At 53.7% G+C, this 26,249-nt stretch carries 25 protein-coding genes; 13 read left to right on the top strand and 12 right to left on the bottom strand.

The features are described 5' to 3' along the window. Positions 1 to 264: 264 nt before the first annotated feature. From AC2FJE_RS09135 to AC2FJE_RS09145, 3 genes are all read right to left on the bottom strand, one after another. Complete coding sequence (locus tag AC2FJE_RS09135; RefSeq protein WP_282170040.1) at positions 265 to 546, bottom strand: HlyU family transcriptional regulator; 282 nt, start codon at positions 544 to 546, stop codon at positions 265 to 267. A 307-nt stretch (positions 547 to 853) separates the two neighbouring features. After that, on the bottom strand, positions 854 to 2,038 hold the full coding sequence (locus AC2FJE_RS09140; RefSeq protein WP_282170039.1) for an aminotransferase class I/II-fold pyridoxal phosphate-dependent enzyme: 1,185 nt from the start codon (positions 2,036 to 2,038) through the stop codon (positions 854 to 856). A gap of 1,128 nt (positions 2,039 to 3,166) precedes the next feature. Next, positions 3,167 to 4,030, bottom strand: coding sequence for a MurR/RpiR family transcriptional regulator (locus AC2FJE_RS09145; protein ID WP_496704932.1), 864 nt, complete (start codon positions 4,028 to 4,030; stop codon positions 3,167 to 3,169). Positions 4,031 to 4,293: 263 nt separating this feature from the next. Here AC2FJE_RS09145 and AC2FJE_RS09150 point away from each other — a divergent pair, with 263 nt between their 5' ends. From AC2FJE_RS09150 to AC2FJE_RS09180, 7 genes are all read left to right on the top strand, one after another. Next, entirely contained in the window at positions 4,294 to 4,812 is a 519-nt protein-coding gene (locus AC2FJE_RS09150) for a TRAP transporter small permease (protein WP_496698346.1), read from the top strand. Continuing rightward, positions 4,809 to 6,092 (top strand): TRAP transporter large permease, encoded by a 1,284-nt coding sequence (locus tag AC2FJE_RS09155; protein WP_496760880.1) that lies wholly within the window; start codon positions 4,809 to 4,811, stop codon positions 6,090 to 6,092. Before AC2FJE_RS09150 ends, AC2FJE_RS09155 begins: the two co-directional genes overlap by 4 nt. Positions 6,093 to 6,128: 36 nt before the next feature. After that, positions 6,129 to 7,169 (top strand): TRAP transporter substrate-binding protein, encoded by a 1,041-nt coding sequence (locus tag AC2FJE_RS09160; RefSeq protein WP_496755631.1) that lies wholly within the window; start codon positions 6,129 to 6,131, stop codon positions 7,167 to 7,169. A gap of 88 nt (positions 7,170 to 7,257) precedes the next feature. Beyond that, positions 7,258 to 8,724, top strand: coding sequence for a M81 family metallopeptidase (locus AC2FJE_RS09165; protein WP_496704930.1), 1,467 nt, complete (start codon positions 7,258 to 7,260; stop codon positions 8,722 to 8,724). Continuing rightward, positions 8,721 to 9,776, top strand: a complete 1,056-nt coding sequence (locus AC2FJE_RS09170; RefSeq protein WP_496755629.1) for a D-TA family PLP-dependent enzyme — start codon at positions 8,721 to 8,723, stop codon at positions 9,774 to 9,776. The genes AC2FJE_RS09165 and AC2FJE_RS09170 overlap by 4 nt, the downstream gene beginning before the upstream one ends. Before the next feature lie 56 nt (positions 9,777 to 9,832). Further along, positions 9,833 to 10,720: a sugar kinase gene (locus AC2FJE_RS09175; protein ID WP_496755628.1), complete on the top strand. Its 888-nt coding sequence runs from the start codon at positions 9,833 to 9,835 to the stop codon at positions 10,718 to 10,720. Positions 10,721 to 10,738: 18 nt separating this feature from the next. After that, positions 10,739 to 11,137 carry a RidA family protein gene (locus AC2FJE_RS09180; RefSeq protein ID WP_496755627.1) on the top strand — a complete coding sequence of 133 codons (399 nt, stop codon included), beginning with the start codon at positions 10,739 to 10,741 and terminating at the stop codon, positions 11,135 to 11,137. A 283-nt stretch (positions 11,138 to 11,420) separates the two neighbouring features. Here AC2FJE_RS09180 and AC2FJE_RS09185 read toward each other — a convergent pair whose 3' ends face one another. Next, positions 11,421 to 12,830: a sterol desaturase family protein gene (locus tag AC2FJE_RS09185; RefSeq protein ID WP_496760881.1), complete on the bottom strand. Its 1,410-nt coding sequence runs from the start codon at positions 12,828 to 12,830 to the stop codon at positions 11,421 to 11,423. A 61-nt stretch (positions 12,831 to 12,891) separates the two neighbouring features. Here AC2FJE_RS09185 and AC2FJE_RS09190 point away from each other — a divergent pair, with 61 nt between their 5' ends. Continuing rightward, on the top strand, positions 12,892 to 13,815 hold the full coding sequence (locus tag AC2FJE_RS09190) for a helix-turn-helix transcriptional regulator (RefSeq protein WP_496760882.1): 924 nt from the start codon (positions 12,892 to 12,894) through the stop codon (positions 13,813 to 13,815). A 337-nt stretch (positions 13,816 to 14,152) separates the two neighbouring features. Here AC2FJE_RS09190 and AC2FJE_RS09195 read toward each other — a convergent pair whose 3' ends face one another. From AC2FJE_RS09195 to AC2FJE_RS09205, 3 genes are all read right to left on the bottom strand, one after another. Continuing rightward, positions 14,153 to 14,509: a hypothetical protein gene (locus AC2FJE_RS09195; protein WP_496755625.1), complete on the bottom strand. Its 357-nt coding sequence runs from the start codon at positions 14,507 to 14,509 to the stop codon at positions 14,153 to 14,155. Between the two features lie 33 nt (positions 14,510 to 14,542). Then, on the bottom strand, positions 14,543 to 15,709 hold the full coding sequence (locus AC2FJE_RS09200; RefSeq protein WP_496760924.1) for a reductive dehalogenase: 1,167 nt from the start codon (positions 15,707 to 15,709) through the stop codon (positions 14,543 to 14,545). Positions 15,710 to 16,318: 609 nt separating this feature from the next. Beyond that, the gene (locus tag AC2FJE_RS09205) at positions 16,319 to 17,233 is read right to left on the bottom strand and encodes a DMT family transporter (RefSeq protein ID WP_496760883.1); all 915 of its coding nucleotides are present in this window, start codon (positions 17,231 to 17,233) and stop codon (positions 16,319 to 16,321) included. Between the two features lie 75 nt (positions 17,234 to 17,308). Between AC2FJE_RS09205 and AC2FJE_RS09210 the strand changes: the two genes are divergently transcribed. Further along, positions 17,309 to 18,187 (top strand): LysR family transcriptional regulator, encoded by an 879-nt coding sequence (locus AC2FJE_RS09210; protein ID WP_496755624.1) that lies wholly within the window; start codon positions 17,309 to 17,311, stop codon positions 18,185 to 18,187. A 169-nt stretch (positions 18,188 to 18,356) separates the two neighbouring features. Then, positions 18,357 to 19,028 (top strand): HAD family hydrolase, encoded by a 672-nt coding sequence (locus tag AC2FJE_RS09215; RefSeq protein WP_496698367.1) that lies wholly within the window; start codon positions 18,357 to 18,359, stop codon positions 19,026 to 19,028. Between the two features lie 209 nt (positions 19,029 to 19,237). On the opposite strand, the gene yghX is transcribed toward AC2FJE_RS09215, so the two are convergent. From yghX to AC2FJE_RS09240, 5 genes are all read right to left on the bottom strand, one after another. Beyond that, positions 19,238 to 20,125 carry a YghX family hydrolase gene (gene yghX / locus AC2FJE_RS09220; RefSeq protein WP_496755623.1) on the bottom strand — a complete coding sequence of 296 codons (888 nt, stop codon included), beginning with the start codon at positions 20,123 to 20,125 and terminating at the stop codon, positions 19,238 to 19,240. Positions 20,126 to 20,211: 86 nt separating this feature from the next. Continuing rightward, a complete protein-coding gene (locus AC2FJE_RS09225) occupies positions 20,212 to 21,735 on the bottom strand; it encodes a malonate--CoA ligase (RefSeq protein ID WP_496755622.1) in 1,524 nt (507 codons plus the stop codon). After that, on the bottom strand, positions 21,732 to 23,030 hold the full coding sequence (locus AC2FJE_RS09230) for a malonyl-CoA decarboxylase (RefSeq protein WP_496755621.1): 1,299 nt from the start codon (positions 23,028 to 23,030) through the stop codon (positions 21,732 to 21,734). The genes AC2FJE_RS09225 and AC2FJE_RS09230 overlap by 4 nt, the downstream gene beginning before the upstream one ends. Position 23,031: 1 nt before the next feature. Continuing rightward, positions 23,032 to 23,697, bottom strand: coding sequence for a GntR family transcriptional regulator (locus AC2FJE_RS09235; protein WP_058273386.1), 666 nt, complete (start codon positions 23,695 to 23,697; stop codon positions 23,032 to 23,034). Between the two features lie 42 nt (positions 23,698 to 23,739). After that, positions 23,740 to 24,126 carry a YciI family protein gene (locus tag AC2FJE_RS09240; protein WP_496760884.1) on the bottom strand — a complete coding sequence of 129 codons (387 nt, stop codon included), beginning with the start codon at positions 24,124 to 24,126 and terminating at the stop codon, positions 23,740 to 23,742. An 84-nt stretch (positions 24,127 to 24,210) separates the two neighbouring features. Between AC2FJE_RS09240 and AC2FJE_RS09245 the strand changes: the two genes are divergently transcribed. The 3 genes from AC2FJE_RS09245 to AC2FJE_RS09255 are packed head-to-tail and all read left to right on the top strand — an operon-like array spanning position 24,211 to position 26,231. Next, entirely contained in the window at positions 24,211 to 25,095 is an 885-nt protein-coding gene (locus AC2FJE_RS09245; protein WP_496755618.1) for a fumarylacetoacetate hydrolase family protein, read from the top strand. Further along, positions 25,092 to 25,757, top strand: a complete 666-nt coding sequence (locus tag AC2FJE_RS09250; RefSeq protein ID WP_298934018.1) for a malonic semialdehyde reductase — start codon at positions 25,092 to 25,094, stop codon at positions 25,755 to 25,757. Before AC2FJE_RS09245 ends, AC2FJE_RS09250 begins: the two co-directional genes overlap by 4 nt. An 18-nt stretch (positions 25,758 to 25,775) precedes the next feature. After that, on the top strand, positions 25,776 to 26,231 hold the full coding sequence (locus AC2FJE_RS09255; RefSeq protein ID WP_109312673.1) for an OsmC family protein: 456 nt from the start codon (positions 25,776 to 25,778) through the stop codon (positions 26,229 to 26,231). The last annotated feature ends 18 nt before the right edge of the window (positions 26,232 to 26,249 follow it).

The raw sequence follows: 26,249 nt of genomic DNA on the forward strand, positions 1-26,249 counted from the left end.
AAACTGTTCCAAGGTGATACCTCGTCAGAGAACTCCTCTTAAGAATAGGGGCATGACGCAGCAACCGGTATTTCGAAAGCACGCTGATAACGAAATTATTGAGAACTAGTGTGCGTGAGCTCAGAAGAACTCACGCGCAGAAACATTGGATCGTGGGTCTTTGTCACGTCGTCTTTTTTGTTTTCAGCAACTGGACCTTTTCGGTTGAAGCGCACATTAAAACTCGCTTCCTGACCTAACTTAAATTTGTCGTAGTCTAAACTGCTACCGGTTTCCTGAATCGAAAATGAATTCGCCTTGCTCATCAATCACCTGCTTTGCCTTCGTGAGGCTGAAGCTCTCGGCCTGATCCCGGCTGTCAAAGACATCCGCCCGGACCATCGCATGAGTTTTGCGCTCTCCATCGATTGTCTTTTCGATACGTGCCGAAAGGCGGTACTTTCCACCCTCGGCAATCAGGTCGGGGAAGATGTCGAACCCTTTGTATGCGACCGGCTCAGGATCCGACTTTTTTCCGCCGCCGAAGAGTTTTGAGAAGAGTGACATGGACCGGCTCCTTTCAGCGTTGCTCGGATCGGAGACTAACGCTGCTCGGGGCGGGTTTGAAGTGCCCTGTGTGGTCGATTCACTGGTTCCTCGACCCAATTGCACTCTCGCTGTCTACCGGAAGCTAGAGTGCGCCCACTCAATACGGGAAGCCGCCCTGAACGACAAATGCTGCGCTCATCACCTAAGTCGTCTCTGGACTCGTAGCGTATATTCGAAGTCAACACTAAGGAGCGTTTGGTTTCGGGTATGCGCAACAAAGCTGTCACACAATCGAGATGCCTTTAACTCGATCTGATGCCAGCCTTCATTTCAGCATTTGGTTTGCGGCCGCCTGAAATGCAGGCATTGCGTTTTCTATCATTTCGTCAGTAGCTGTAAGGCAAATACGAAAATCCGTTGGGCGGTCGAAAACTGTTCCTGGCATCACATAAACGCCTTGCTTTTGAAGACATTCAGCAAAGGCATCGCTATCACCGCCCGGGGCTCTCCCCCATAGATAAAAGGTGCCTTCTGGTCTTGTCATCCTGTATCCCCACTGACCCAAAGCACCAAGCATTCGTTCGCGTCGGCGAGCCAGGGCGGCAATGTCGATTGAGACGTTTTCAAGGTCCGGCAGCGCATAGATCAACGGAGCATCCGGGACATTCCAACCATCCGCCATCTGCACGGCAAACCGCAGAGTCTGAAGTTCTTTTCGTTCCGCTGCAGGCAAGGTTGGTGAGATCGCAAGGTAGCCAAGGCGCAGGCCGGGCGCGAGGAGAATTTTCCCGTAAGAATAGTCGATCAGTGTGTGCGGATAGACGGCTGCTGGTGTCGTAAAGCCAATGCCGTCGAACCGAATGCGGCGGTAGGGTTCGTCAGACAATATCCAAATTCGATGGCCGATCTCAGCTGACTTAGCCTCGAGCAGGTCGGCAAGCTGTTGCAGATCAGAACGCGAGTATATGCGACCAGTCGGGTTGTGCGGCGTATTAACAACCACGATTTTGGTGCGAGGGGTTATGGCGCTGGCAATAGCCTCCAGGTCAAGGTCAAAATTGTCTGGATCCAGAGGCACCTGAACCTCTTTGGCATCGGCTGCGGCTAGCATTGGCCCATAGCAGAACCAGCCCGGCAGCGGCACGATGCATTCGTCTCCGGGCTCAAGAAGCATGGTGAAACACATCTTGATGGCCCCAAAAGCGCCTTTGGTCAGCGCAATGTCATCCGCCTCGAATGGAAGCCCCAACTCTTTGGATAAGGCATCTGCCAGAAACGCGCAGGGGTCCGCTTCGTTGGTCTTATACGCAAACCAATCCACACTCTGAGGTTCGGCGTGGGTTTTCAGCGCATCGACGACACTGGGCAAAGGCATTTCGTGGGGATTGCCAAACGTGAAATCTGCGACAGCTGGCGTTTCCTTCACCGCAGCATTGTAGGTTGTAAAGAAGGCTTCGACTTTCTGGATGGAATGCGCAGCAGTGTTTGCACGGCGGGCCGTCATGGACATTGAACTCTCCCTACTAAGATGTCGGCATTGCGAGCACTGAAGGAATACTGGTGTGTCGAACAACATATAGATACCCGATCCACAATATTTTGCAGCCTTTTTCGCTATTTGACTTGTGCGACTTCGAAGCCAATGACGAAAAACCAATTCCATATTTGTCTCGGACCCGGCATCCATTTCTTTGAACGGTAACTTCTGTTGCCGGACAAACTTGGCATCATCTATGCGGAGATCTTTACCGGTGAAGCTCTAACCTTTCGAAAATAGCCAGGGAGTTTTTGTTAGGTTGAAGGTTGTGTTCACCAATTCCAATTGAGCCTAGGGCTCATTTGTGAAACTCACTTCTGATGGTCGTCCTGTTGCAAATTCAACCGACGCAAACGGTGGTTCTAGCTCAAAAAGGGCGTCAAATGTCTGCAATGAGATCCGAACCTGACGAATGCAGACGTAGCGATCACATAGCTCTGAAACGGCAGGTAAGGGCTCAAATCGGGCTAACGACAGCGTAGCAGCCGGACGTGCCGCATTGGGGTGGCAAATGGAGGCAACCAGGACAAAGCGCTTTTTCAACGCAAATAAGCGTTAGTTCGAAATCCGGCGAAATTCGACCAGAACATTTAAAGGTTGTTGAACCGAAGCTACCCGTCTGGTAGCTTGCGGGACTGGAAACCCTGACAAAGGAGAGATCAGATATGCTGAATCGTCAGACTTCAATGCTTCGCGCGGAAGGCGCAGTAGCCCGTTAAAGCGGTCTGACAGGTTTCCGATCTGAAGGCCGCCTCGTGAGCGGCCTTTTTTGTGTTTTTTCACGTGGCGGCTTTCCATCATTCATGGAGAGAACAATGCCAACCTTATCACTATATATCCCCCTCAAACGGTCGCGTGGCCTCTTGCTACGGCTGGATGCTGTATTTGCCTTGCAATCCGGCAGGGAACGGCCGGTTCTGCGCAAGTTAGCTGAATTGCCGGATTACCTTAGGGAGGACGTCGGCCTCCCGCCACAGATTGAACGCCCTCCGCCTTCGCACCACCGGGCGCCATTCTGAACAGCCGACCGAGCAGGGGCAGTTCGCTGCCCTTGCTCTCAACAATCGCGCAATGTCGGGTACTCGTCTATTCGTACATAGATTAATCGCCCAATGGCTGTGGGCCGGTTCTGCCGTGGTAAGCCGTCAATGATGCGCGAATTCGCCGGAGATTCTCTTTCGTTTCGTCGGTCATCTCTTGCGCCACGGTCATGGCTAATGCGTCAACAATGGCGAGGTGGGCATATCGCGAGGCTGTAGGCTTGTAGATGTCACTGTCCTCAGGCAACTCCGTGAGAAGAGCAATTTTAGATATGTCGGACAGCCTTGTATTGGGCTTTGTGATACAGATTGTGGTCGCGCCATAACCATTAGCGACTTCGGTCGCACTTACGATAGCGTCGGCCTCACCACTCGCCGAAACAAGGAAGAGTACGTCTTCGGTTCCGAGCGCGGCAGCACGCATTTGTAGAGCATAGCTGTCATTTACAAAGAATGACGGAATCCCAAGTCTAAAAAACCGGTTGGAAGCTTCCTGGGCGACGAGCGAAGAGCCCCCGCCTATTCCTGAGAACAGGATTTGTCGTCGACCCAGGCAAGCGTTCTTCGCTTCTTCGAGTTTCGCCGTATCGATTTGACCGCGCATAACATCCAGGGTCGCAAACAAAGCCCCAAGAACTTGGTCAATCGCGGTATCTGCGTCAGGGCTTTCGTCATCGGCGTTTCTATACAGATATTGTGCGCTGACAGCGACGTTCTGGGCTAGGCGGAGTTTGAAATCTCGAAATCCTTCGCAGCCGAGGCTGCGGCAGAATCGAACCACGGTTGGCTTGCTGACCGAGCAGCGTTGCGCGAGATCCCCGATGGTCATGGCGCTGATTTCGTTGAGGTGGTCCTTTACATAATCGGCGACCTTCTGCTCCTGAACTGCCAGTTTGGTTTCTGAATTGTGCAGTGCCGGAATCAAATCGACTGCTCCAATTCTGCCCTTAAGTGGAGGGGCACTACCATCTGATATGGGGCGAGATTCGTTCGGCAAGCCGGTAGATTCCTTATGACTGGTCATGAAACTTAGTTACATGCATTGATGTATGTGGGCAAGAAATTCGTCGTGAGATCCCCTCTTCGCGGCGCTTAACGAAACTAAGTTACATTTTTTCGTTGATATCTCATCAAACATCACGCATTGTGTAACCAAGTTACAGATTCGGATCCTGGGGAGGAATACGAATGTCGGACTGGTTCGCCAGCGCAAGTTCAAGGATAAATTCAGTCGTTGAAGGCATTGTCGCAGCTTTGATGCTGTCTCTGGTTCTGGATGTCTGGCTTGGCGTAATTGACCGTTATTATTTTCACTGGCAACTTCCGTGGCCAGAAGTGTTGGCCCGCTATCTGATGATCTGGGCCGCGTTGCTCGCGGTCTCATCTGGTATTGCGCGCAGAGATCACATCGGTCTCACGGCATTCGTCATGATGCTCCCAATTCGCTTGCGGCGAACTCTTCTTATCGCGATGGATGTATTGGCGTTGGCTCTATTTTTATATGTTGCGTTCTTTGGTATCAGTTTCGTGGAAAGCGGAGCGCCAAGGCAGGCAATGATATTTGGGGCAAGCCTTGCTCCGTTCTACGCAGCCATTCCCGTCGCAGCGGCCTTGTCATCTGTGCAGCTGATGCTTGTCCTGTTTCGTGACTTGGGTACGCACATTGACGAACCGCCCTTTGCTGTAAAGGCGGAGGAAACACTGTGATTGTCGCAATCGTATTTGTTGCACTCATCCTGTTTGGAATGCCTATTGGTTTTGCTATTGGCCTTGCTGGCGTTGTTGGGTTGATCGATATGGGAGGAACGCAGTTTCTTGCGATTGGTCCCAGTAAGATATTCAACGGCCTCAACATCTTTCCCTTTCTCGCCATGCCGTTCTTCATTTTGGCCAGTGAGATCATGAATGATATCGGGATCACCAGTCGTTTGGTGAAACTTGCGCAGGTTTTGGTCGGACGGTTTCGGGGTGGGCTGGCCCATACTAACATGTTGGCGTCAGTGTTCTTTGCCGGATTAACAGGCTCGGCGACAGCGGACGCGGCGGCCTTTGGCCGGACGCTTGTGCCAGCAATGGTGAAAGAGGGCTACAAGCGCGACTATGCCTGCGCGGTCACGGCCGCGGGGTCCATCATCGGCCCGACCATTCCGCCATCGGGGCTAATGGTTGTCTACGGGTCTCTAATGGGCGTTTCCATTGCCGGCCTGTTCGCGGCCGGAGTTCTGCCAGGCCTGGTGATCTGCATGGTCTGCATGGCGGTGATCGCAATTGGCGGCAAACGGGAAAACCTACCCAAAGCGTTGCGCGGAGCGACCCCGCGCGAGATCTGGGAAACGTTCGTTTCCTCTCTGACCGCCCTGGCGATGCCTGTGATCATTCTGGGTGGCATCCTGGGCGGTATCGTCACCCCGACGGAGGCAGCATCGATTGCCGTGGCCTATGCCATGTTCATCGGGGTTTTCGTCTATCGTTCCCTGACCTTCAAAAGTTTCTACGCGATGCTTGTGCGTACCGCGCGTATCACCGGGGTAATCTTCGTAATAATCGCCTTTGCCGGAATCCTTGGTTGGTGGATGAGCTTTGAACGCATTCCGCAACTGATTGCCGAAACCGTTCTTGGGCTTTCTGACAACCGGTATGCCGTAATCGCGATCATCATTGGTTTGCTTCTGATTGTCGGCATGGTGATGGACATCACAGCCATTCTGATCATCCTTGCACCTGTCCTAGTGCCGCTGACAGAGCAAGTCGGACTGGAGCCGATCCACGCCGGCATCATATTTGTGCTGGCTCTGAACATCTCACTGATGACGCCACCGGTGGGTGCTTGCCTGTTTGTTCTGTCCTCCGTGACCGGCGAAAAGCTGGAACGGATTTCAATCAAACTGTTCCCGTTTCTAATAGCAGAAATTGCGATCCTTTTCGTCTTTGCTTTCTGGGAGAACGCAGCGCTTTGGCTTCCCCGGATGTTGGGCTTTGCCCAGTAGTTTCGCCACAAAAACCAAACCAACAGGAGAACTATTATGAAAAAAATTCTGACAGGTGCGGCGCTGACCGCGACCATGCTTGCTGGCAGCGCATTGGCCGAAGATGGGGTGATAAAATTTGGCCACGACAACAAAACTGACCCGTTTGAAAACCCAGCTCATGCCTGCACGGCAGTATTTGCAAATCTTGTTAACTCAGGCACCAATGGCAGTGTTTCGGTTGAGGTCTTCGGGTCCAACCAATTAGGCTCCGCAGCAGAACACGTTCAACAGATGCGGGACGGGATCATTCAAGCAACCTTGACCTCAACTGGTGCGTTGGCCAGCTACTACCCGCGTATCGATGTGCTAAACCTGCCCTTTGCCTTTAACGGCAACGCATCAACTTACGAGGTCTTTGATGGCGAATTCGGTGAGGCGCTGGCCGCTGATATCGAGGCAGAGATGGGCGATGTTGTGGTTCTGGGCTTCCCGGACACCGGTGGTTTCTTTGCGGTAACCAACTCGCAACGCCCCATCGCGGACCTGAAGGATTTTGATGGCATTCGCATTCGCACAATGACCTTGCCGTCACATCAGAAGATTATTCAGGCGTTGGGTGCGGAAGCCTATCCACTGTCTTGGGGTGAAGTGTATTCCGGGCTGCAAACCGGAGTGATTGACGGTCAGATGAATCCTGTACCGATCATTTCGTTCGCTAATTTTGCAGAGGTTCAGCAATACATGACGCTGACCAATCACTTGTTCTCACCCTACACCTTCATGATAAATCGTGCCTTCTATGAAAGCCTGTCAGAGGCAGAGCAAGCGACGATCCGCACAGCCGCCGAAAACTGCGTGACGGCCAGCCGTGGCTTGTCGCGTATCATTGAGGCGTCAGATCGCGGCCTTGCGGGTTTGATGGATCAGATTGAGGTCACTGCTCTAACTGACGAACAGAGAAGCTCCATGGCAGCTGCAACGCAGCCTGCATTTGAAGCACATGTTCAGGAGAACCTGGATGAAAAGGCGGCAGAGCTACTGACAAGCTTCAAAGCTGCGGTGGAGAACGCCAACAACGCGTCCTACCTCGATTGATCCTCCCTGACTGCTAGAACCAACTGGCAGCACAACTCGTCGGAGGCCAACTTTTGGTCTCCGACCCAAGCAACAAATTGGATTGAACATGCGGGTCTTCTGTGCGTCCCTCGCAACCGAAACGAACACTTTTTCTCCCCTGCGCACGGACTTTTCCGATTTTGAGCAGAGCTTTTATGCACCTCCCGGCAAGCACCCCGAAACCCCAACGCTTTGCAGTGCCGTATTTCCTGCATTGAGGAAAAGGGCGCAGTCGAATGAGCTGGAGTTGATTGAGGGAACCGCCACATGGGCAGAGCCAGGCGGATTGTTGAATCGCGAGACATGGGCACGCTTGAAACAAGAGGTGCTGGACCAGGTGACAGCCGCAATGCCTCTGGATGGTGTTGTTCTAGGTCTGCATGGGGCGATGATCTCCGAGGATTGTCTGGATTGCGAAGGCGATTTGATCGAAGCAATTCGAGCAATTGTCGGGCCGGAATCTGTTATCGGAGCGAGCTTCGATCCTCACAGCCACCTCAGCGACAGACGAGTAACCAATGCTGACGTGATCACTGTGTTTAAAGAGTTTCCACATACTGATTTTGTTGAAGCAGGAGAAGCCTGTGTCGACCTGACGTTGCGAACTATCAAGGGCGAAATCCGGCCCGTCACTTCGGTTTTTGACGTGCGCATGTTGGATATTCTGCCGACCAGTCAGGAACCTATGCGCGGGTTTGTCGATCAACTGAAGCAGATGGAAGCAAATGGCGAGGTTCTCTCTGCTTCCGTCATTCATGGATTTATGGCCGGAGATTCTCCGGACCTTGGCGCTAAGATTGTCGTTCTGACCGACGATGACCAGCCCAAGGCGGATTGCTTGGCTCAGAAACTGGGGGCTGAACTGTTTTCCTTCCGCGGGCAGACAAAGCCAAATTACCTGTCGCCCAGTGCAGCACTGAGAGAGGCAAACAAAGCAATACATGGGCCAGTGGTCGTAGCGGACGTTTGGGACAATCCCGGCGGAGGCGTAGCGGGGGATTCAACGCTCATTATTGAGGAAGCTATTGCTCAGAAGCTCACATCCGTAGCATTCGGCACGATTTGGGATCCTATGGCGGTTCGCCTTTGCCATGCAGCCGGTGAAGGCGCAGTGTTCGACCTTCGCTTTGGCGGTAAAACATCAGCTCTGGCGGGGAAGCCAATTGACGCTACGGTTACGGTGGTTCGAAACCAGCGCAATGCGGTTCAGAGTTTTGGTGCATCCGTTGTTCCGATGGGGGACTGCTCTGTCATACGTTTGGGTGGGATAGAGGTTGTTCTGAATTCAAACCGAAGTCAGGCATTTTCGCCAGACCTGTTCACGAACCTTGGCATCGACATCACCGACAAGAAGATATTGGTCGTAAAGTCCACAAACCACTTCCACGGCGCGTTCTCCGACGTTGCTTCCAAAATTATCTATGCCGCCGTCGAAGGCCCCTATCCGAATGATCCCACCAAAACACCCTACAAAAACCTGACACGTCCAATTTGGCCCATCGTCAATAACCCTCACAAGGAGGTTGTGGAATGATTTTTCCCGATATCGACACACCGGCTGTCCTGGTCGATCTGGATATCACCGAGGCGAACATCGACCGTTTTCAGGGGTATTGTGCGAAACACGGACTTAGCGTTCGACCGCACATCAAAACACACAAACTTCCCATGCTGGCGCGACGGCAGTTAGAGGCTGGTGCCATTGGCATTACCTGCCAGAAAATTAGTGAGGCTGAGGCAATGATTGCCGAAGGTGGCATTGATGATGTGCTGATCACCTTTAACATCTTCGGTAAGGCCAAGCTGGCTCGTTTGCGTGCCCTCTCGGAAAAGGTGAGATTGTCTGTTGTAGCGGACAACACCGATATTGTTGACGGCTTAGCACGGTTTTTTGCGGATGCACCTAACCCGCTCGGAGTGTTGGTTGAATGTGACACGGGCGCGGAACGATGTGGCGTAACCACACCTGAGCAGGCAAGGGACCTCGCGCGCTACATCGATGCCCAGCCGGGCGTCTCGTTTCTTGGTCTCATGACCTACCCGCCTGTAGGACAGGAGGTGAAGGTTCAAGAATGGCTCACCCAGGCCAAACATGAAATTGAAGAGATCGGGCTGCCAGTACACGTCGTATCCCATGGTGGTTCACCGGGCATGTGGAAGGCCCAAGATGTTCCGATTGCAACAGAATATCGGATTGGTACCTACATCTATAACGACCGTTCCTTACAGGCACGGGGTATCTGTACCTGGGAGGATTGTGCGTTGAGCGTTCTTGCTACGGTGATCTCAGTCCCTGCCGACAATCGTGCCGTAATAGATGCGGGATCAAAAGTGCTGACTTCAGACTTGTTGGGATTGGAAGGCCACGGACACGTGTTAGGTAGACCGGACATTTTGGTCCAGGGCCTATCAGAAGAACATGGTGTGCTGAAGGCTGCCAAAATCGATCTGAGGGTCGGAGATCGTATCCGGATCATTCCAAACCATGCCTGTGTAGTCACCAATATGGTGGATCAGATCGAAACCACTCGCGGAGACAGCGCGCTGGGGTCCGTGCCCGTCGCAGCACGGGGCAAGATTCAGTAAACAGCGTAGACTTCGCCAATGACTGATGACGGCGACGGGTATCAACAAGGTGCGATATGACTGACCTCATATGTTTAGGGGAACCCCTGTTCGAGTTAACCGCTTGCCCGGATGGTTCGTTTAAAGGCGGGTTCGGTGGTGACGTTTCTAACGTCGCCGTCGCGGCAGCGAGACAAGGGACGAAAGTTGCTTTGATCACCCGCATCGGTGGCGATCAATTTGGTAAAAAGCTCAGGAGCCTGTGGTCCAAGGAAGGTGTAAACCACGAACATGTGGTAACGGCCTCTGGCGAAGATACTGGGCTGTACTTTGTTTTTCATAATGATGACGGTCACCATTTCGTCTATCGCAGGAAAGGCTCCGCTGCGAGCCGGATGCTCCCAAATCAGTCTCCGGATGATGCGATTTCCGGCGCAAGAATGTTCTATACTTCCGGCATCAGCCTTGGAGTAAGTCCTGAGCTACGGTCAACAACTCTACATTCAATCCAAACAGCGTATAGGTCCGGCACACCATTTGCCTTCGATCCCAATTTACGCACAGCCCTTTGGCCATTGGACAAGGCACGACAGGTTACCCACGATGTAATGAAGAGGTGCAATATTGCGTTACCAGGGCTCGATGATGCCCGCCAGTTGACGGGTCTTCAAAGCCCTGGGGAAATCATCAGCTTCTACCACAATCTGGGCGCAGATATTGTGGCACTTTCACTGGGCGCGGACGGCGTATCCGTGTCTGAAGGGCAAGGCATACACACTATCCCCGGCGTGATGGTTAAAGCGGTTGATGCCACCGGTGCCGGAGATTGTTTCAACGGAATATTTCTGTCTGCCTACCTGAAAAGCAAAGATGTCCTGAAATCAGCTGAGCTTGCGAACCAGGGAGCAGCCCGATCAACCACAGGCTATGGCGCCGTGGATCCAATTCCTTACGGAAAAACCTAACAGAAGGAAATCACTTCAATGACAGAGAAAAAGATCGCGCGTTTGGGCGATGACAGAACCGGAGCAGGCGGGCAACCGCTTCCCTTTGCACCTGCGGTAAGAGCCGGAGATTTTGTGTTCATTTCCGGACAGGTTGCGATGAAAGAAAACGGCGAAATCGAAGCGGGTGGTATTGAGGCGCAAACCCGGAAAACGATGGAAAACCTGATAACAGCTCTTGCACTGGCTGACTGCACCCTGGATGATATAGCAAAAGTTGGTGTCTGGCTGGATGATCCCCGCGACTTTTGGACTTTCAACCGGGTCTATGCGGACTATTTTCCCAACGGAGGCCCGGCGCGCTCCACAGTCCGTTCACAAATCATGGTAGACGCCAAGGTCGAGATTGATGCGGTCGTATTCAAACCGCTTGGGTAATCCACACGATCCTCACACCAATTGTATAGAGCTGGCGTTTTTCGCCAGCCTATTTTGTTTTAATTGAACAGATCAACATTTTAGAGATGCGTTTCTGAGACGCTCAGGGGCAATGGGGACATTTGAAGTTGAGAAAGTAATGACCGGCTTTTTGCGCATACTGTGAGTGCGGTTAGCTACTGAGTTTGCGTTGCAGCGAGTGTCTGGAATGCGGGTGCAACCGCAGCATTGATGGGCACCGGTCAACGGCAGCTCAGAGCCGTCTTTGGAGACGGCCTTGTACCTAATTCTCATGACGTTTGAGCACAGTTTTGAGGTACTGGGTCGAATGCCAGGTTTGATGTGCACAGAATACTCCAGCGCAGCCTTTAAGTGTCAACTGGTGCTTGGCCGATTGCCGGATGGATCCACGATATGTCCGTCCTGTTTCTGGATCGCGTAGTGCCCCTTCCCATACCGTGCCGTCAAAGACCAATTCGGTCAGGATCATATCACCAATCTGCGCATGAGGCGTATCGTCCTTGTTCCAAACCCAAACAAGACGTCCACACTTCATTGCTTCATTCGATGCGCAGTCTTCAAAAGCGACAATCACGCCGAGCCCGGGGGATGCGTAGTGGCCTTTAAGGTCAAAGGCATGTCCTTGGCTGGCCAACATACCGACGCCAACCACAATCACCAAAAAAGCTGTTTTGACAATTCGGACGGGCAAACGCGGTGCGACGCGGGCGAATTCGGTCAAGTATCTTGGATGCTCCGTCTTCATAAGCCGATCCCACCAAGAAAAATAGAGCCCGTGGTTATAGCGCGCATGCGCATGATGCATATCGTGATGAGTAACGCTCGTGAGCCAGCCAAAGACCGGCTTGCCTTTTGCGTTGGCGGGGAAGATTTCGATCCCGCAGTGCCCGATTGCATTGCGCAGCATCATATGGGTCACAAAGATGAACAGAGCGACTGGGTGTGTTGGCAGAATGATCAGAACCAAAGGCAAGTAGACAGCGTTCACCACGGCTTCGCCAACGTCAAAGCTGTAGGAGGTGAAGGGAGTTGGTTGGTGTGATTTGTGATGCAAGCGGTGAAACCGGCGAAACAGGGGCGGGTAGTGCAGGGCACGGTGCGTCCAATAGAACCACGCATCATGAAGGGTAATCAACACCGCGATACTGAACGCGAAATAGGTCCAGCCAAATGCGGCTATGTCTTGGTAGATTGTGATGACACCTGCCCTTGCACCAAGCACGATGGATGTCCCTGCGGCAGTAAAAATAAGCACTGTGCGCAGGCTTGTCAGTATCTCGCGGAGGATTTGACCTTGTGGCACTGCAGAGAGTCGAATTTTCTGTGCAAAAAGATGCCGTGCCAGCATGATATTGATCAATAGATACGTGCCGCCGGCGCCAAAAATATAGCGTAAGAGGTCTCCGCCGAAGACATCCGTGTAGATGGACAGGAGTGTGGCTAACTGAGTCATTGTCTGCTCCGAATGCGAATTGACATGTGGCGGACAGTGGCCAGCGAAGCAAATCAGAGCACGCTGAGTTTGAAAGCCGACCCGTTTCTTGCAAAATCGGCGAGGATTTTTCAGTTTCAGCATGGCTATACCGTTGACCGGCGGGGTAAATCCGACTTCGATTGCGCATGTGATGTCAGACCCAATGATTTTGGATATCTTCCTGCGCGGCAGTGCCATCGGCACGCTCGTGCTATGCGCCGCTGTCTTCATGAGAAACGGGGGATTCCAGCGGAAAAGCATGGCAGTAGTCTTGCTGTGCCTCAGTTTTGGCCCCTACTTGATTGTGTCCTCGCCAAGCATTGATCTAACCGACGGCCCGGTTCGGATTGTGCTTGTGATGATCGCAGGTGTGATCCCTGTCTTGCTCTATTGGGCCGTGATTGAGCTGTTCCAGGATGACGTTTTTGTTCGACCTTGGCAGATCTTGATCGCTGTGTTGATAGTCGGATTGGCATGGCTTTCTCAACTACAGCTGCAACTCGGTGTAGTTCGCGGTATCTGCGTACTGATCTTCTTTTTCCATAGCCTGTGGATCGTAGTTTCAGGTCAGGCAGGGGATCTGATCGAGGCCCGTCGCCGGTTTCGGCGTTGGTTTCTGATCTGGATCCTCAGTTTGGGAATTCTCATTACCGGATTTGAAATCACCCATCTGGATAAAGCGCTTCCTGTCTGGGTATTTGCACTACAGGCAAGTACGTTTTTCCTGTCTGCAAGTGCGTTCCTGCTGTGGTCGGTTCGCGTGGTTCCAGACATCTGGATACCGCGCCCGCCAAAGCGGGGTGACCAAGCCAACCCAGCGCAGTCCGCGCTCATGACACGTATTGAAACCGCGATGTCTGAGGGGCTGTGGCGATGCGAAAGGTTGACCGTTGCCCAAGTGGCCGCACATCTTGGGACACAGGAACACCGCATTAGGTCCGCAATCAATCAAGGCTTGGGGCACCGGAATTTTGCGAGCTTCGTGAACGCGTTCCGCATTCAAGAGGCGCAATCCATGTTGTCATCGCCCGAGTTGGCAGAGCGTTCGGTCCTGAGCATCGCTTACGATGTGGGATTTTCCTCACTGGGGCCATTCAACCGCGCCTTTCGCGCTCAAACTGGGATGACACCTTCGGAATTTCGAAAAACGCATTTACATGAAACGACAAGGTCACGTTTGTAATATTTCCGCAAAGCCGCCTTCTAAGCCTTCTTTCGTTCGGGCTTGGGAGTGCGCAATAATTTGAGCCAATTTGTTGCGCTTGATCGCGTTGGTCAGCCTTTAGTTCACCCAAAGAATTTGAACCCCCACGCATCTGTGTCGCCAATTCTAACAGGATGTGCGCTCTGACCGACGGTCCCACGCAGCTAAACCGTTTGCATTGGGTTGTGGGACCGATGTTGGCGATCCCCGTGTTTGTCTTTGCCGCCAAGACGATGAAAATGTTTGTTCTTGAGGGGTATGGAACTCCTGCGCCGTGGGACCCACCTCAAAGAATTGTGGTCAGCGGACCTTATCGCTATGTGCGCGACACCATGCTTTCATCGGCCATTCGAATGACACTGGCGGAAGCAGTGGCATCGAGTTGCCACTCCTGCAGCTTTGGGCGATAGTCTTCTTTCTCCTCAACACACTTTATTTCAATTTGGTAGAAGAGCCGGGGCTGGAACGACGCTTTGGACGGACAACTTGCAGTACAAGGCAAGGGTTTCGCGATGGACTCCCATGTTTCGGCCGAATACCCCCCCAAGCACCAACGACAGTTGAATAGCGGGCTTTTTTGCGACGTGTGAGTTTGCATAGGCGTGATTTCGCTGTTGTCGCGAATTCCTATCAAGACAAGCCTCGCCGAGGAAGCAACAGCCTTGCCATGCATGGAACTATCCTGTGGCCTCAGTCAGGTTTGACACTAAGGGTTTTGCCACCAATCTGTAGGCTTGGCGCGCTTGCCGCGGTTCCGGTCAAGCCAGAGAGCAAATTTGCGAAACCGCGAGAACGCCATCTTCAACCAAAGACGGTGGTGCCATTGCGTGAAGTCGCGGTTAAATGGGCAGACGCGCATGCAGATGGCACAATCAGAGGACAGTTTAGCCCAGAATCCGAAGCACTTGGCTGCGTCGGAAGTCCACTTGCGCACACCTTTTATGGCCGATGGGTCCTCGGAGGTCTCAGGCGGGCCGTAGGGGAGCGCTTTGACTGGACAAGCATCAGCGCATTTGGTGCAGATGTTACAGAACGCACGCACGCCTAAGGGTTTGGGTGGATCATGGACTAATGGGAGGTTGGTGAAAACCTTGGAGAACCGTAAGCGCGGCCCGTATTCAGGTGTTATCACCATTTGATTGCGGGCATATTCGCCCAGACCCGCCTTGATCGCATAGGGGATCACGAGGCCGGTGTCGTTCATAGAGGCTGTGGCCTGATAGCCCAGGTTTCGGACATAGGCCGCAAGCTGCATCACGATGCTGGCCTCGTGGGAATATTCACGTCCGGTGGCGGCCCCCGCGAGCGCGGAAGGATAAGTGGCGACGAGGTTCTCATCCATCTGATGGCCCAACACAATGACAGATGTCATGCCTTCTGGCAGGTCGTTGGGCGCGTCGGAGAAATCACGGGTGTCAACGCGGGTTGCGTAAATCCAACGGTCATCCAGATCAGTGATGCCGCAGAGATCGGCACCAAAGAATTTGGCGATGCGTTTGATTTCCTTGGCCATCGCGGCTGGATCGTCAATCGGTTGCTGTGTCGGGGCGACGGGTGTGTCGTTGTCGATGGGGGCCTGGAAGCCCTCGCGCTTACCGGATTCGCCAGCCCTTTCCGAGATCAAGTCCGAAATTAGCCAAGAGGCGTTTCTAAGCGCGAAGTCGCGCTGGGTGAATCCGTCACCACGACGAGGGATGGCCTCCATCCGGTACGAGGCAAAGAGCGCGTCGGTCTGTTTGCTGCGGATACGCTCATCCCAGAAGGCGCGGGTAAAAATGTCATTACGTTGGTTGAAACGTTCGAATTCGTCCGTGACATCGATGCCTGCAGCAGCGTCGTCCGCTCGTTGGGGTTTGTTGGAGGGGTAGGCCATGATGAGACGATGCGGTGAGGTGAAGCCGTTGTCAAAGGTTAGCGTGCGCGAAAGGTCGGTGTTGGGGATCGGCTGAATGTTGATAGTCTCTGGCAAAGCCGCTTCGGAGCAGCGAAAGCGGCTGACGACGGTCACTTGTTCAAAATGATCCAAACGTTTTTAGGGGCAGTCCTTTCGTAAGCACTCATGTCGGTCACCAGCGAATTCTTTGGGAAGGTGTGAAGATTCGACCTCAAATAGAAGATTCGATCTCAAACAAGTGAGCGGCTTTGAGTTTTGAAAACAGAAATTGATGGCGCGGTAGCGAAATCACACTCTGTCCAGCGCTGCTGACTTCTAGCAACGTTGGAACGGTGCACTTGCAGCGAATGGCGGCAATGCGGACTGCAAGCGCAGCATGGCAAGACCCCAACGAATGACCGCTATGTGCCGGCTTTGTTTGAGCAATTTGTCAGTGGACACGAGTTGCTGCGCCGCATCCAAGGTCGGCTGAGCACTGGCCTGTCTTTATTGCTGCGGATTTTTGAACACGTTGCGATCCGCAGTGAAAGCCAGCAATCGATCTACAAAAAACCTGTCCAACCGACTGTTTCTTGGCATTTGACATCATCATCGGTTGGTGAGTGAAACTCCGGCAATCACTAGCGCACCGCCCACCAGCATGGAAACCTCAACCGGTTCGCGCAAAATAGCAGCCCCAAGGGCTACCCCGAAGACGGGGACGAGATTGGTGAACACCGCCGCACGCTCAGGCCCAAGCGAATGTACCCCTCGATAGTACCAAACAAATGGCACGACTGTTCCACCAATGGCCAGGTAGATGATGGCCAAGGTGCAGGTGAACGTGGGCAACTGAGGCACTTGCACGGGACCGGCCAACGGCAACCCCAATGCCAGAAGTAAAAACCCGATCAGCGCAGCCCAAGTGGTTGCCGCCAGTGGCGAGAGGCTTCCTAGAGCTTTGCGTCCAAGAAGCGTATAGCCCACCCAACTACCCACCGCTGCCAGCATGAACAGTTCTCCCTGCCCAAAACTCTGCCGGACGTCAGTCATCAGTCCGGCAACGTCCCCTCCGCTAATCACGATCACGGCCCCGGCTAGTGCCACACAAATCCCGGCAACTTGCCCAATCGGTAGGAGCCGTTGCGCGATCAGTACCCCGACTAGAGCCACGGCTATCGGATTGAAGGCAACAAACAGTGCCGTTCGCGAAGCTGGCATCTCAGCCAGAGCGGCAAAGAAGAACAGGTTGTAAAGGCAGACGCCGGACAGTCCGAGAAGCCCCATCAACAGGCTCTGCCGCCAAGTGAGGCGAGGCAAACCACCTTCCGCTTTCCAGACAAGATAAAGCAATACCAGAGTTGCCAGGCCAAACCGAGCGGTTGCCGCGACCAGAGGGGGCATTTCACCCGAAACGACGCGGCCGGCAACAAATGTGCCGCCCCACAGGAAGGCCACCATTGAGAGCCGGACGTAAAGCAAAGCGTTCTGCGACGCTATGGGATATGACAGGGCTTGGGACATGGAAACACCTAAAACATCGGATTGCCCATGCCGAATTTCAGTTATACTATGTTATAGTCAAATGAGTATTTACTTATGACTTTTGGTCAGCTTGATATTTTTGTCACTCTTGCCGAAACGCGCGGGTTTACGGCTGCTGCATTGCGACTTGGGATAAGTCAGCCCGCAGTGTCTCATGCCCTCAAGAGTCTTGAGGATGAGCTTGGCATCACGCTTTTTAATCGCACCGTATCCCCAATCGAACTGACCCCGTTGGGCGAACGACTTCTATCCCGCGCACGCGAAATTCTTGGGCTAGCTGACGCTATGCATCAGGAGGCCTCGGAATATCGTGGAGTGCAGACCGGCAGACTGCGCATTGGGTCTTTTGGTGCAACGTCATCATTGCAGATATTGCCGCGCCTTCTCGAAGCATTTCATGCAGCCCATCCTGGTATCGAAGTGCTGATTGAAGAAGCCGCTGACGATGAGATTATCCGTTGGATCGAAGACCGGCGCATTGATCTTGGTTTTGTCGTGTTACCAGATGAACGCTTCCGGACCTGGCCTGTGGCACAGGACCAGTTTGTCGCCTTGGTTGCCGCTGACAGTACTTTGGCCATGCAATCTTCAATCCGATTGGAGCAACTGTGCGAAATGCCATTCATCATGCCGGAATCTGGTTCTGCCCGGATCATTCGCCGTTTGTTCACGCAGGCCCGTCTTAGTCCAAATGTGCGGTATCGGACATCGCAGATGCTAAGTACTTTGACCATGGTGGCACGCAACCAAGGCGTCTCGGTCGTGGCCGAGATGGCCTTGCCGCCAACGAATGGTAAAGAGGGCTGGGTCAGCAAACCGCTGAATTCAGTCAGGACACGAAAAATTGGTCTCGCGATGCATCCGCACGCAACGCCACCCCCTGCGGCGGTCGCTTTTGTTGAGGTCGTAGAAAAAAGTAGAGACGATTTTTGACGACGTGTACAAAAGAAAGAAGCGACGTCGCGATTTTAACTTTTGAGTTCAAATCGGATATTAGAAATCACTAAGTGGGCGGCAGCAATGCCCGCTTAAGGCCTTTCCACTGCGCCCGAAAACGTTCATTCAAGCTACGCACACTCGAACCTCAGCACGGCCACACCTCATGCCTCTTCCTACTCCCCAAGCCGTCGTCTTCGATATGGATGGCCTGTTGCTCGACACCGAGCGGGTATACTTCGAAGGCTTCCGCACCACGCTTGACGCACTCGGATTGCCGCAAGACGACGACCTGTTCCGGCGGCTAGTCGGCACGAACCGTGTGCTAGGACGTCGACTTTTGACCGAAGGGCTAGCGGGGCGCGTCAATCTGGAAGAGTTTGATGCCGTCTGGGACGCCGAAATCGCGCAACGGCTGGCGGATTACATCCCCGTCAAACCGGGTGCGCGCGCGATGGCAGAACACCTGCGCGAGCGGGATATACCTTACATCATTGCCACCAGCACCCAGACGAAAAAGGCGCATTTGCATCTCGAGCGAGCGGGTCTCGGCGCGCTTTTTCGCGACGTCGTAGGCGGTGATCAGGTCGCTGCCAGCAAGCCCGCGCCAGATATCTACCTACATGCCACGGCACGTCTGGGTCACGATCCGTCAAACTGCGTTGCGTTCGAGGATTCGCCCAACGGCGTCCGCGCGGCCCACGCGGCGGGCCTCATAACGGTGCAGGTCCCCGATATCGTCGCCCCCGACGCCGAACTGCGTGCGCTCGGGCATCACATCGCCAGCAACATCATCGCCGGCGCCCACGCGGTTGGTCTGATGGTAGTTCCGGAATAGAAAGCTGACTTTCACGCAACTGCAGCGAACGCGCAGTTTGTCTGCGATCTGTGAATTCGCATGGCGAACGATCTTGCGAGCGCTGCGAAAGGCCGGTTTCTCTAATCACGAAAGTCAGAGTGCTCGGACTTCACGGGATTTGTTCTCGGAGAACTGTGGGCGTCCGCAAAGCGATACCAACGCAAGGTCGGCTTCGTAGCCCGCCGCAGTTACTTCAGATAGGTATTAAACCAATCAATGGTTCGGTCCCAAGCCAGGTTTGCCATCTCTTCATCGTAACGTGGCGTGCTGTCATTGTGAAAGCCGTGGTTGGCATTTTCGTAGATATAGGCTTCGTAAACCTTATCGTTGGCTTTTAGAGCAGTCTCAAAATCTGGCCAGCCCGCGTTGATGCGTTCGTCAAGCTCTCCCATTTGAACAAGCAACGGCGCCTGAATTTTGGCCACATCTTCGGCCGCTGGCTGGCGCCCGTAGAACGGGACACCAGCGGCCAGTTCGGGATAAGCCACGGCAATTGCGCTGACCACACCGCCGCCGTAGCAGAAACCAACAGCGCCGACCTTCCCAGTGCAATCATCCCGGTTCAACAAGTATTCGAACCCATTAAAGAAATCGTTCATCAACTCGACCCGGCCCACTGTCTTTTGCAGCTCGCGCCCATCGGCGTCATTGCCTGGGTATCCGCCCACCGACGTCAAGCCGTCTGGAGCCAGAGCCATGAACCCGGCTTTCGCCAATCTGCGCGCCACATCTTCGATGTAGGGATTCAAGCCGCGATTTTCGTGGATGACCAGCACTGCTGGCAGGGGCTCTTCAACGCCTGCAGGCCGAACAAGGTAGCCCCGAACGTCGCCGGTTCCATTTGGTGAAGGATAGGTGATGTAGTCTGCATGGATATCGGGATCGTTGAAGGATACCTGCTCGGCCGAAGCATAATTCGGGCTGAGCATGTTCAGCAACGCGACCGCAGATAAACCACCAACCGCGAACTTACCGGCGCGGTCCAGGAACTGGCGCTTGGTGATTTTGCCGTGCGCGTAAAAGTCGTACAGGTCCAGAAGTTCCTGGTCGAAGTCCTTTGCCGTCATGCGAGTCATAGTGAATCTCCTGATGAATAGGCAGTTCGAAGTGAGAGGTTGTCAGATCAAAGGGTCGTGGTTGGTTTGAGTTTTTCAGCGGGCTGCTAGGACACACCCATTGGCAGTTCTTTTTGCGCGTACTGTTCGCGCAGCACGTTCTTTTGGACCTTTCCCATTGTATTGCGCGGCAGGCCCGGGACGATTTCGTAGCGACGCGGATGTTTGAAGCGAGACAGCTTGTCTCTGATGGTCACCGCGATTTGTTCCATGTCAAGTTGCGCGCTAGGCTCGGCAACCAGAGTGGCAATGATAGCTTCTCCAAATTCGGTGTCGGGAATGCCAAAAACTGCCGATTCCAGGATGCCGTTGATGTCGTTCAAGACGTCTTCAATTTCTTTGGGATAGACGTTGTAACCACCAGTGATGATCAGGTCTTTTGACCGACCAACAATCGACAGATAACCATCCTCGCTGCATTGACCCAGATCTCCGGTGATGAAGAACCCGTTTTCCCGCAGCTCTTCGGCGGTTTTCTCGGGCATCTGCCAATAGCCTTGGAACACATTGGGCCCTCGTACTTCGATCATTCCAACTTCGCCCCGGGGCAGCGGTTCTCCAGTTTCGGGATTGGTAACGATCACCTCGGTGCCGGGAAGCGCCAAGCCGACAGTTCCTGCGCGACGCTCACCGCCATAGGGGTTCGAGGTGTTCATGTTCGTCTCGGTCATTCCATAGCGCTCAAGGATGCGGTGGCCGGTGCGCGTTTCGAACGCTAGGTGGGTCTCGGCTAGCAATGGGGCCGAACCAGAAATGAATAAACGCATGCTCTCTGTGACCTCTTTGGTGAAACCGTCATCCGCAAGCAATCTGGTGTAGAAAGTGGGGACACCCATTAGAAGGGTCGAGTGGGGCAACTCTTCCAGGATCATGCCAATGTCGAACTTTTCCATAAGCCGAACTTTGGCACCTGCGAGCAATGACGTATTCATCGCCACGAAAAGCCCATGTGTGTGAAAGACTGGCAGCGCATGAAGCAGGCGATCGGCGCTGGTGATGGCCCACAAATCCACAAGAGCTTGGGCATTGGACAGCAGGTTTCGCTGACTTAGCATTGCACCCTTCGAACGGCCCGTAGTGCCTGATGTATATAGCAAAGCCGCAAAGTCGTCCGGTGCGCGATCCACGGTTTCGAATACGCAGGGTTGTGCGTCAGCCTCTACGCTTAGGCTTGGACTATCGCCGCCGAGGGTCAGCAGCTTTGCGCCCGATTGGGCTGCCAATTTTTTGATTTTAGCTTCATCGTTGCTGTCGCAAATGATCATCGCCGGTTGAGCATCAGAGATGAAGTAGTCCAACTCTGCCATGGTGTAGGCAGTGTTAAGTGGCAGGTAGACAGCACCTGCCTGAACCGAAGCAGCATAGAGCGCAATCGTATCAGCCAGCTTGGGGGCCTGCACTACGATGCGATCCCCAGGAGAAACTCCGCTGTTCTGCAAAACATGCGCGATCTGTGCGGCGCGCTTCAGAAACGCGTCATAGGAAACCACCTTGCCATCATCGAGTTGCAGGAATGGAGCCTTGTTGCCCTCGTGGCGGGCAAACAAGCTGTCGTAGAGGGTATTGGTCACGCTGTATTTTCCCTTGGTTTGATCGCAAGCGCCGCAGTTGAAGCCGCACGAACTGAACGCGAGGCTTGGATCGTGGCACGTGTCGCGAATTCTTCGTGGTGACGTTCGGTTTTGTTCAAATCGTAAAGGTAGTTGACCATCACGCCTCCGGACTGGGCGCGCCCATTTGGCGACTGATCTGCGTCAGCGTGCAGCTCATGAAGTTCAGCACCATTGCCCAGATGAAAGCGGGCCACGGGATCTAACGGCATCCCATCTTTGCGCTTCGCAAGCAACAAATACCGGGCGGCCATCGCGCACACGTCCTGCGCTGAGGCCGTTGCTGCCAGTACGGCCTCGGCGGTATGGCCATGCTCTGGATGTTCTGTTTCGCCGGCCAGCCAACGGCTAAGGCCCGGTATAGGCGATAAGGTCACAAAGGTATCAAGCCCTCTTAGCTCTCGCGAAAGTTCTGTCACAACCTGTTTGATCAACAGGTTCCCAAAACTGATTCCTGCTAAACCCTTTTGGCAGTTTGAAATGGAGTAGAACGCCGCGACTTTTGCCTGCTCTGCTTCAATCGGTTCTCGAGCTTCAGACAAAAGCGTATCGATCGCGCCCGGGATTTCAGTTGTAAGGGCCACCTCGACAAAAATCAGCGGCTCATCGGGCATCGAAGGGTGGAAGAACGCAAAACAACGACGGTCAGGTGGGTAGAGCCTGCGCCTCAAGTCGTCCAGATCGTTGATCTGGTGAACCGCCTCATATGCGACGATCTTGTCCAGAACGCGGGCAGGCGTATCCCAGCTGATTTGCTTGAGAACAAGAAAGCCTCGATTGAACCAGCTTCGCAACAAATGGACAAAATCAATATCGGTTCGCTTGAGTTCGGCATCAGATTTGAGAAATCGCAGTAGATCAACGCGCATAGCCACAAGTTCTTGCGTCGCACCAGACGGCTGGTTCAGCCGACGCAATAACTCTTGCCGCCTGGGTTCTGCGGATTCACTAAGCTTTTGATACAGATCGACACTTCGATCATTGGCATAGAGGCGCGCCGTGTCAGCGAGTTTTTCTGCGTCTAACTCAAGCTGGTCATTCAAGTAGACAAAAAAGTCCAGTTTTCCCGCGTCATCCAGGGTCTGGTAGCGGTCAAGTATGGTGGACGCGAGCGTGAAGCCCGATACCTCACCTTCTGTGGACAAAAGCGCCTCGCAAAGTTCAGCAATGGATCGTTTGTCATCCTTGCCACGCCTTTTGTCAGGACGGTCCAGCAATTGGTTTAATAGATCGCCCAGAAACCAATTCCGTTGCATTTCAGGAATCCATCTGGCTGCTCAGGTACTCACCCGTTCGACGGTAGTGATCGATCAAGTGCTTGGTCGCGCTGTCTGCGTCATGATCTAATGCGGCGTCCAGAATGTGATGATGCTCGGCGGCGATGTCCCGCTTTTTATAGCTCGAACCGCCCGCCGCCAGGTAGCGGTAGCGAATGTTCAGGTCGTAGAGCTGCGAACAATATCGCAGTAGCAACGGCAGTTTCGAATTGTCCAACAACGCCATGTGGAACGCTTTATGAGCGTCTTCAAAGTCGTGCGCCCCATTTTGGCCGGCCTTTTTCATATGGTGGTGACGCAAAACAAGTCGATCCTCCCATGCGGCATCCGCGTTGGCGATGGAAGCGCGCAACGCGGTTTCCTCGAGGTTGCAGCGCAACAGAAGAATTTCCTCGAAGTTACACTTGCTCACTGGCGCAGCCCTAAACCCGCGCTGGTCAATCCGTTCGACCAACATGTCTGAGGTCAAAAGGCTAAGAGCCTCGCGAACCGGACTTGCGCCAGTGTTCAGAAGGCTGCGGAGTTGCTCGATCTTAAGTTTTTGTCCGGGTGGCAATTCGCCGGTCAGGATCATTTCGCGTAACCTTCGATACGCGCCATGAGTGGCGGATGTCTCTTTGCCCTCGGTATCAAGCATGGCGTCCATATCCGACTATTCCTTTTTGGCGGCAAAAACTCTTGAGTGTTCTTAACTGAGGGCGCTCGTGCCAGTCGATAGACCAACTGAAAGGTTCAGCGAACCTTCGTTGATCAACCAGCGCCGAAGTATAAAACTACGTGCCCCGCTTTTGTGCATCGGATCGTCCTCGGCCATCTTCCGCGCGGCCTCAAGACTATCAGCGCGATAGATGATCATGCCAATGCCCTGCATATGCTCACCGGTCTCATCCGACATAGGCCCGGCAAAAGCCAACTTCCCCGCGCGTTCAAGATCCGACTGATACGCCAAGTGATCCGGAAGGGATGCTTTTACGTCTTCTGGCGCTTTGGTCGGTGTGCTGAGTGCGACATAAAGCTCCAGTGCCAGTGCGCCACGGCTTTTCGCTTCTGATTTATAATCTGCCCAAGCAACCATCGTGGATCTCCAAAAATATCGATATTATTTGACATATTGCAAAATAGTCGGCAAAAATCAAGCGAACTGACATGGATGGTGAAAATGAAATACCTGGTGGGAGAAACCTCGGAAGGCACTGCGGTCTTTGCTGTGAACGGTGAAAACGCAGTGAATTTAACGGCTTTGGACGCTACCGTCGGTTCCGATCTGATGGGTTTAATAGCCAAGCCTGAGCTGGCCGACTCACTGTCTGACCAAATCGCCGCCGCAGACAGTGTGCCTGTGTCGTCTATCAAGCCAGCATTGCCGGTGGTCGCGCCTGGCACGATCATTTGTATGGGTTTGAACTACACGGACCACATCAAGGAAGGCGGATATGATATTCCGGAGTATCCGACGCTTTTCATGCGCGGGAAAAACTCGATCATGGCGGCGGGGCAGCCCATGGTGCGGCCTACCTGTTCTGAGAAGCTAGACTACGAAGCCGAGCTTATGCTGATCGTTGGAAAAAGAGGTCGGCATATCTCGGAAGAGGACGCACTGGATTATGTCTTTGGCTACACCGTGTTCAACGACGGGTCGCTGCGGGACTATCAGCGCAAAACCGTTCAATGGACGCCTGGCAAAAACTTCGATGATACGGGAGCAATCGGTCCGTTCACCGTAACGCCGGACGAACTGCCCGAAGGGGCTTCCGGTCTGAAGATCGAAAGCCGCGTGGGCGATGAAATCCTACAAAGCTCGAACACGGCCAACATGATCTGGGGCGTTCGTCAGGTCATTGCGACGATTTCGGAATACACCACTCTTGAGCCCGGAGACCTGATTGCGTTGGGCACACCACCGGGTGTCGGTCATGCCAAAAAGCCCAATCCCCGTTGGCTGAAGCCGGGTGAAACCGTCGAAGTCGAAATTGAAGGCATCGGAATCTGCGCCAGCCCGATCATCGACGAAAAGGACTCCAAGTCAAAGGTGGCCGCAGCATGAGCGCACCAACCGGGGCAGAGCTGGAGGCACTTCGCGCCAAGGCGCAGCAGGATCATCGCGATCTGCGCGATCGCATTCCACGTTTGTCGGATGACGCGATTGCCTTGATCCTGCGCGAATCCAGATCGCACTACGCGTGGACCGACAAGCCTGTTTCCGACGACCTACTTGAAGAGATCTACGACATCACGATCAATGGTGCGACCAGCATGAACACGTTGCCCGCGCGCTTTATTTTCGTGAAAAGCGCAGAGGGAAAAGAGCGGCTTGCCAAGTCGCTAAAGCCTAAAAACGTGCCAAAGATGATGGATGCACCGGTCACGGCGATCATAGCCTACGACTTGGACTTCTGGAAGGAACTGCCGTTTCTTTTCCCGCACGAAGATCGGCGGCCCTTGTTTGAAAACAAACCCGAATACGTAGCGGACACGGCCTACCGAAACGGCACGCTTCAGGGCGCGTACTTCATGATTGCGGCCCGGGCTGTCGGGTTGGACGTCGGCGCCATGTCAGGTTTTTCGAACAAGATCGTCGACGAGGAGTTCTTCGCGGGCACAACTCTCAAGTCCAATTTTCTTTGCAATCTTGGCTACGCGGATGAAACCGGTTTGTTCCAGAAGCTTCCACGTTTTCCATTCGAAAAGGTTTGCTCGTATGCATGAGGAGGTAACACCGTGGCCATGAAAGTAAAACCTGTCGTGACTTACCGAACGACAGCTCAATGCCCGACACATGCGCGTACCGAGATCCCAATTCGCGACCTTGATGTGGTTGTCGACGAACCCGTCGAACGCGGCGGAACAAATCTTGGCCCGTCTCCGACCGAAACCGCAATGGCAGCCTTGATCGCCTGTACGAACGTCATCGGGCACAAGAATGCACACCGGTTGGGAGTTGATCTCGGCGCGGTGACAATCGACGCGAAATGCAGGCTGGATCGGCGCGGTGTCCTGATGGAGGAGGAGATCGATGTTCCGTTTCCGGAAATCGAGCTCACCGTGAAGTGTGACACGCCCGCCAGTCAGGAGGAGCTGACACGGGTGGGCGAAGAGACAGCCAAGTATTGCGCCATCGCAAAACTATTTGAAGCGGCAGGCACGGACCTGACCGTCAACTGGGTCAAAACAAACCAATAAAGACAAAAGGCCCGACTT

The sequence above is a fragment of the Ruegeria sp. CDSC002 genome (assembly GCF_059610905.1).

Bases quoted from the DNA above. Each gene is read 5' to 3' on its own strand.
- AC2FJE_RS09210 (WP_496755624.1), top strand. From the start codon at position 17,309: ATGACTTTTGGTCAGCTTGATATTTTTGTCACTCTTGCCGAAACGCGC.
- AC2FJE_RS09175 (WP_496755628.1), top strand. From the start codon at position 9,833: ATGACTGACCTCATATGTTTAGGGGAACCCCTGTTCGAGTTAACCGCT.
- AC2FJE_RS09150 (WP_496698346.1), top strand. From the start codon at position 4,294: ATGTCGGACTGGTTCGCCAGCGCAAGTTCAAGGATAAATTCAGTCGTT.
- AC2FJE_RS09135 (WP_282170040.1), bottom strand. From the start codon at position 546: ATGTCACTCTTCTCAAAACTCTTCGGCGGCGGAAAAAAGTCGGATCCT.
- AC2FJE_RS09140 (WP_282170039.1), bottom strand. From the start codon at position 2,038: ATGTCCATGACGGCCCGCCGTGCAAACACTGCTGCGCATTCCATCCAG.
- AC2FJE_RS09250 (WP_298934018.1), top strand. From the start codon at position 25,092: ATGAGCGCACCAACCGGGGCAGAGCTGGAGGCACTTCGCGCCAAGGCG.
- AC2FJE_RS09165 (WP_496704930.1), top strand. From the start codon at position 7,258: ATGCGGGTCTTCTGTGCGTCCCTCGCAACCGAAACGAACACTTTTTCT.
- AC2FJE_RS09230 (WP_496755621.1), bottom strand. From the start codon at position 23,030: ATGCAACGGAATTGGTTTCTGGGCGATCTATTAAACCAATTGCTGGAC.
- yghX (WP_496755623.1), bottom strand. From the start codon at position 20,125: ATGACTCGCATGACGGCAAAGGACTTCGACCAGGAACTTCTGGACCTG.
- AC2FJE_RS09170 (WP_496755629.1), top strand. From the start codon at position 8,721: ATGATTTTTCCCGATATCGACACACCGGCTGTCCTGGTCGATCTGGAT.
- AC2FJE_RS09180 (WP_496755627.1), top strand. From the start codon at position 10,739: ATGACAGAGAAAAAGATCGCGCGTTTGGGCGATGACAGAACCGGAGCA.
- AC2FJE_RS09160 (WP_496755631.1), top strand. From the start codon at position 6,129: ATGAAAAAAATTCTGACAGGTGCGGCGCTGACCGCGACCATGCTTGCT.
- AC2FJE_RS09235 (WP_058273386.1), bottom strand. From the start codon at position 23,697: ATGGACGCCATGCTTGATACCGAGGGCAAAGAGACATCCGCCACTCAT.
- AC2FJE_RS09240 (WP_496760884.1), bottom strand. From the start codon at position 24,126: ATGGTTGCTTGGGCAGATTATAAATCAGAAGCGAAAAGCCGTGGCGCA.
- AC2FJE_RS09215 (WP_496698367.1), top strand. From the start codon at position 18,357: ATGCCTCTTCCTACTCCCCAAGCCGTCGTCTTCGATATGGATGGCCTG.
- AC2FJE_RS09205 (WP_496760883.1), bottom strand. From the start codon at position 17,233: ATGTCCCAAGCCCTGTCATATCCCATAGCGTCGCAGAACGCTTTGCTT.
- AC2FJE_RS09195 (WP_496755625.1), bottom strand. From the start codon at position 14,509: ATGCATGGCAAGGCTGTTGCTTCCTCGGCGAGGCTTGTCTTGATAGGA.
- AC2FJE_RS09200 (WP_496760924.1), bottom strand. From the start codon at position 15,709: ATGGCCTACCCCTCCAACAAACCCCAACGAGCGGACGACGCTGCTGCA.
- AC2FJE_RS09255 (WP_109312673.1), top strand. From the start codon at position 25,776: ATGAAAGTAAAACCTGTCGTGACTTACCGAACGACAGCTCAATGCCCG.
- AC2FJE_RS09190 (WP_496760882.1), top strand. From the start codon at position 12,892: ATGGCAGTAGTCTTGCTGTGCCTCAGTTTTGGCCCCTACTTGATTGTG.
- AC2FJE_RS09185 (WP_496760881.1), bottom strand. From the start codon at position 12,830: ATGGCACTGCCGCGCAGGAAGATATCCAAAATCATTGGGTCTGACATC.
- AC2FJE_RS09245 (WP_496755618.1), top strand. From the start codon at position 24,211: ATGAAATACCTGGTGGGAGAAACCTCGGAAGGCACTGCGGTCTTTGCT.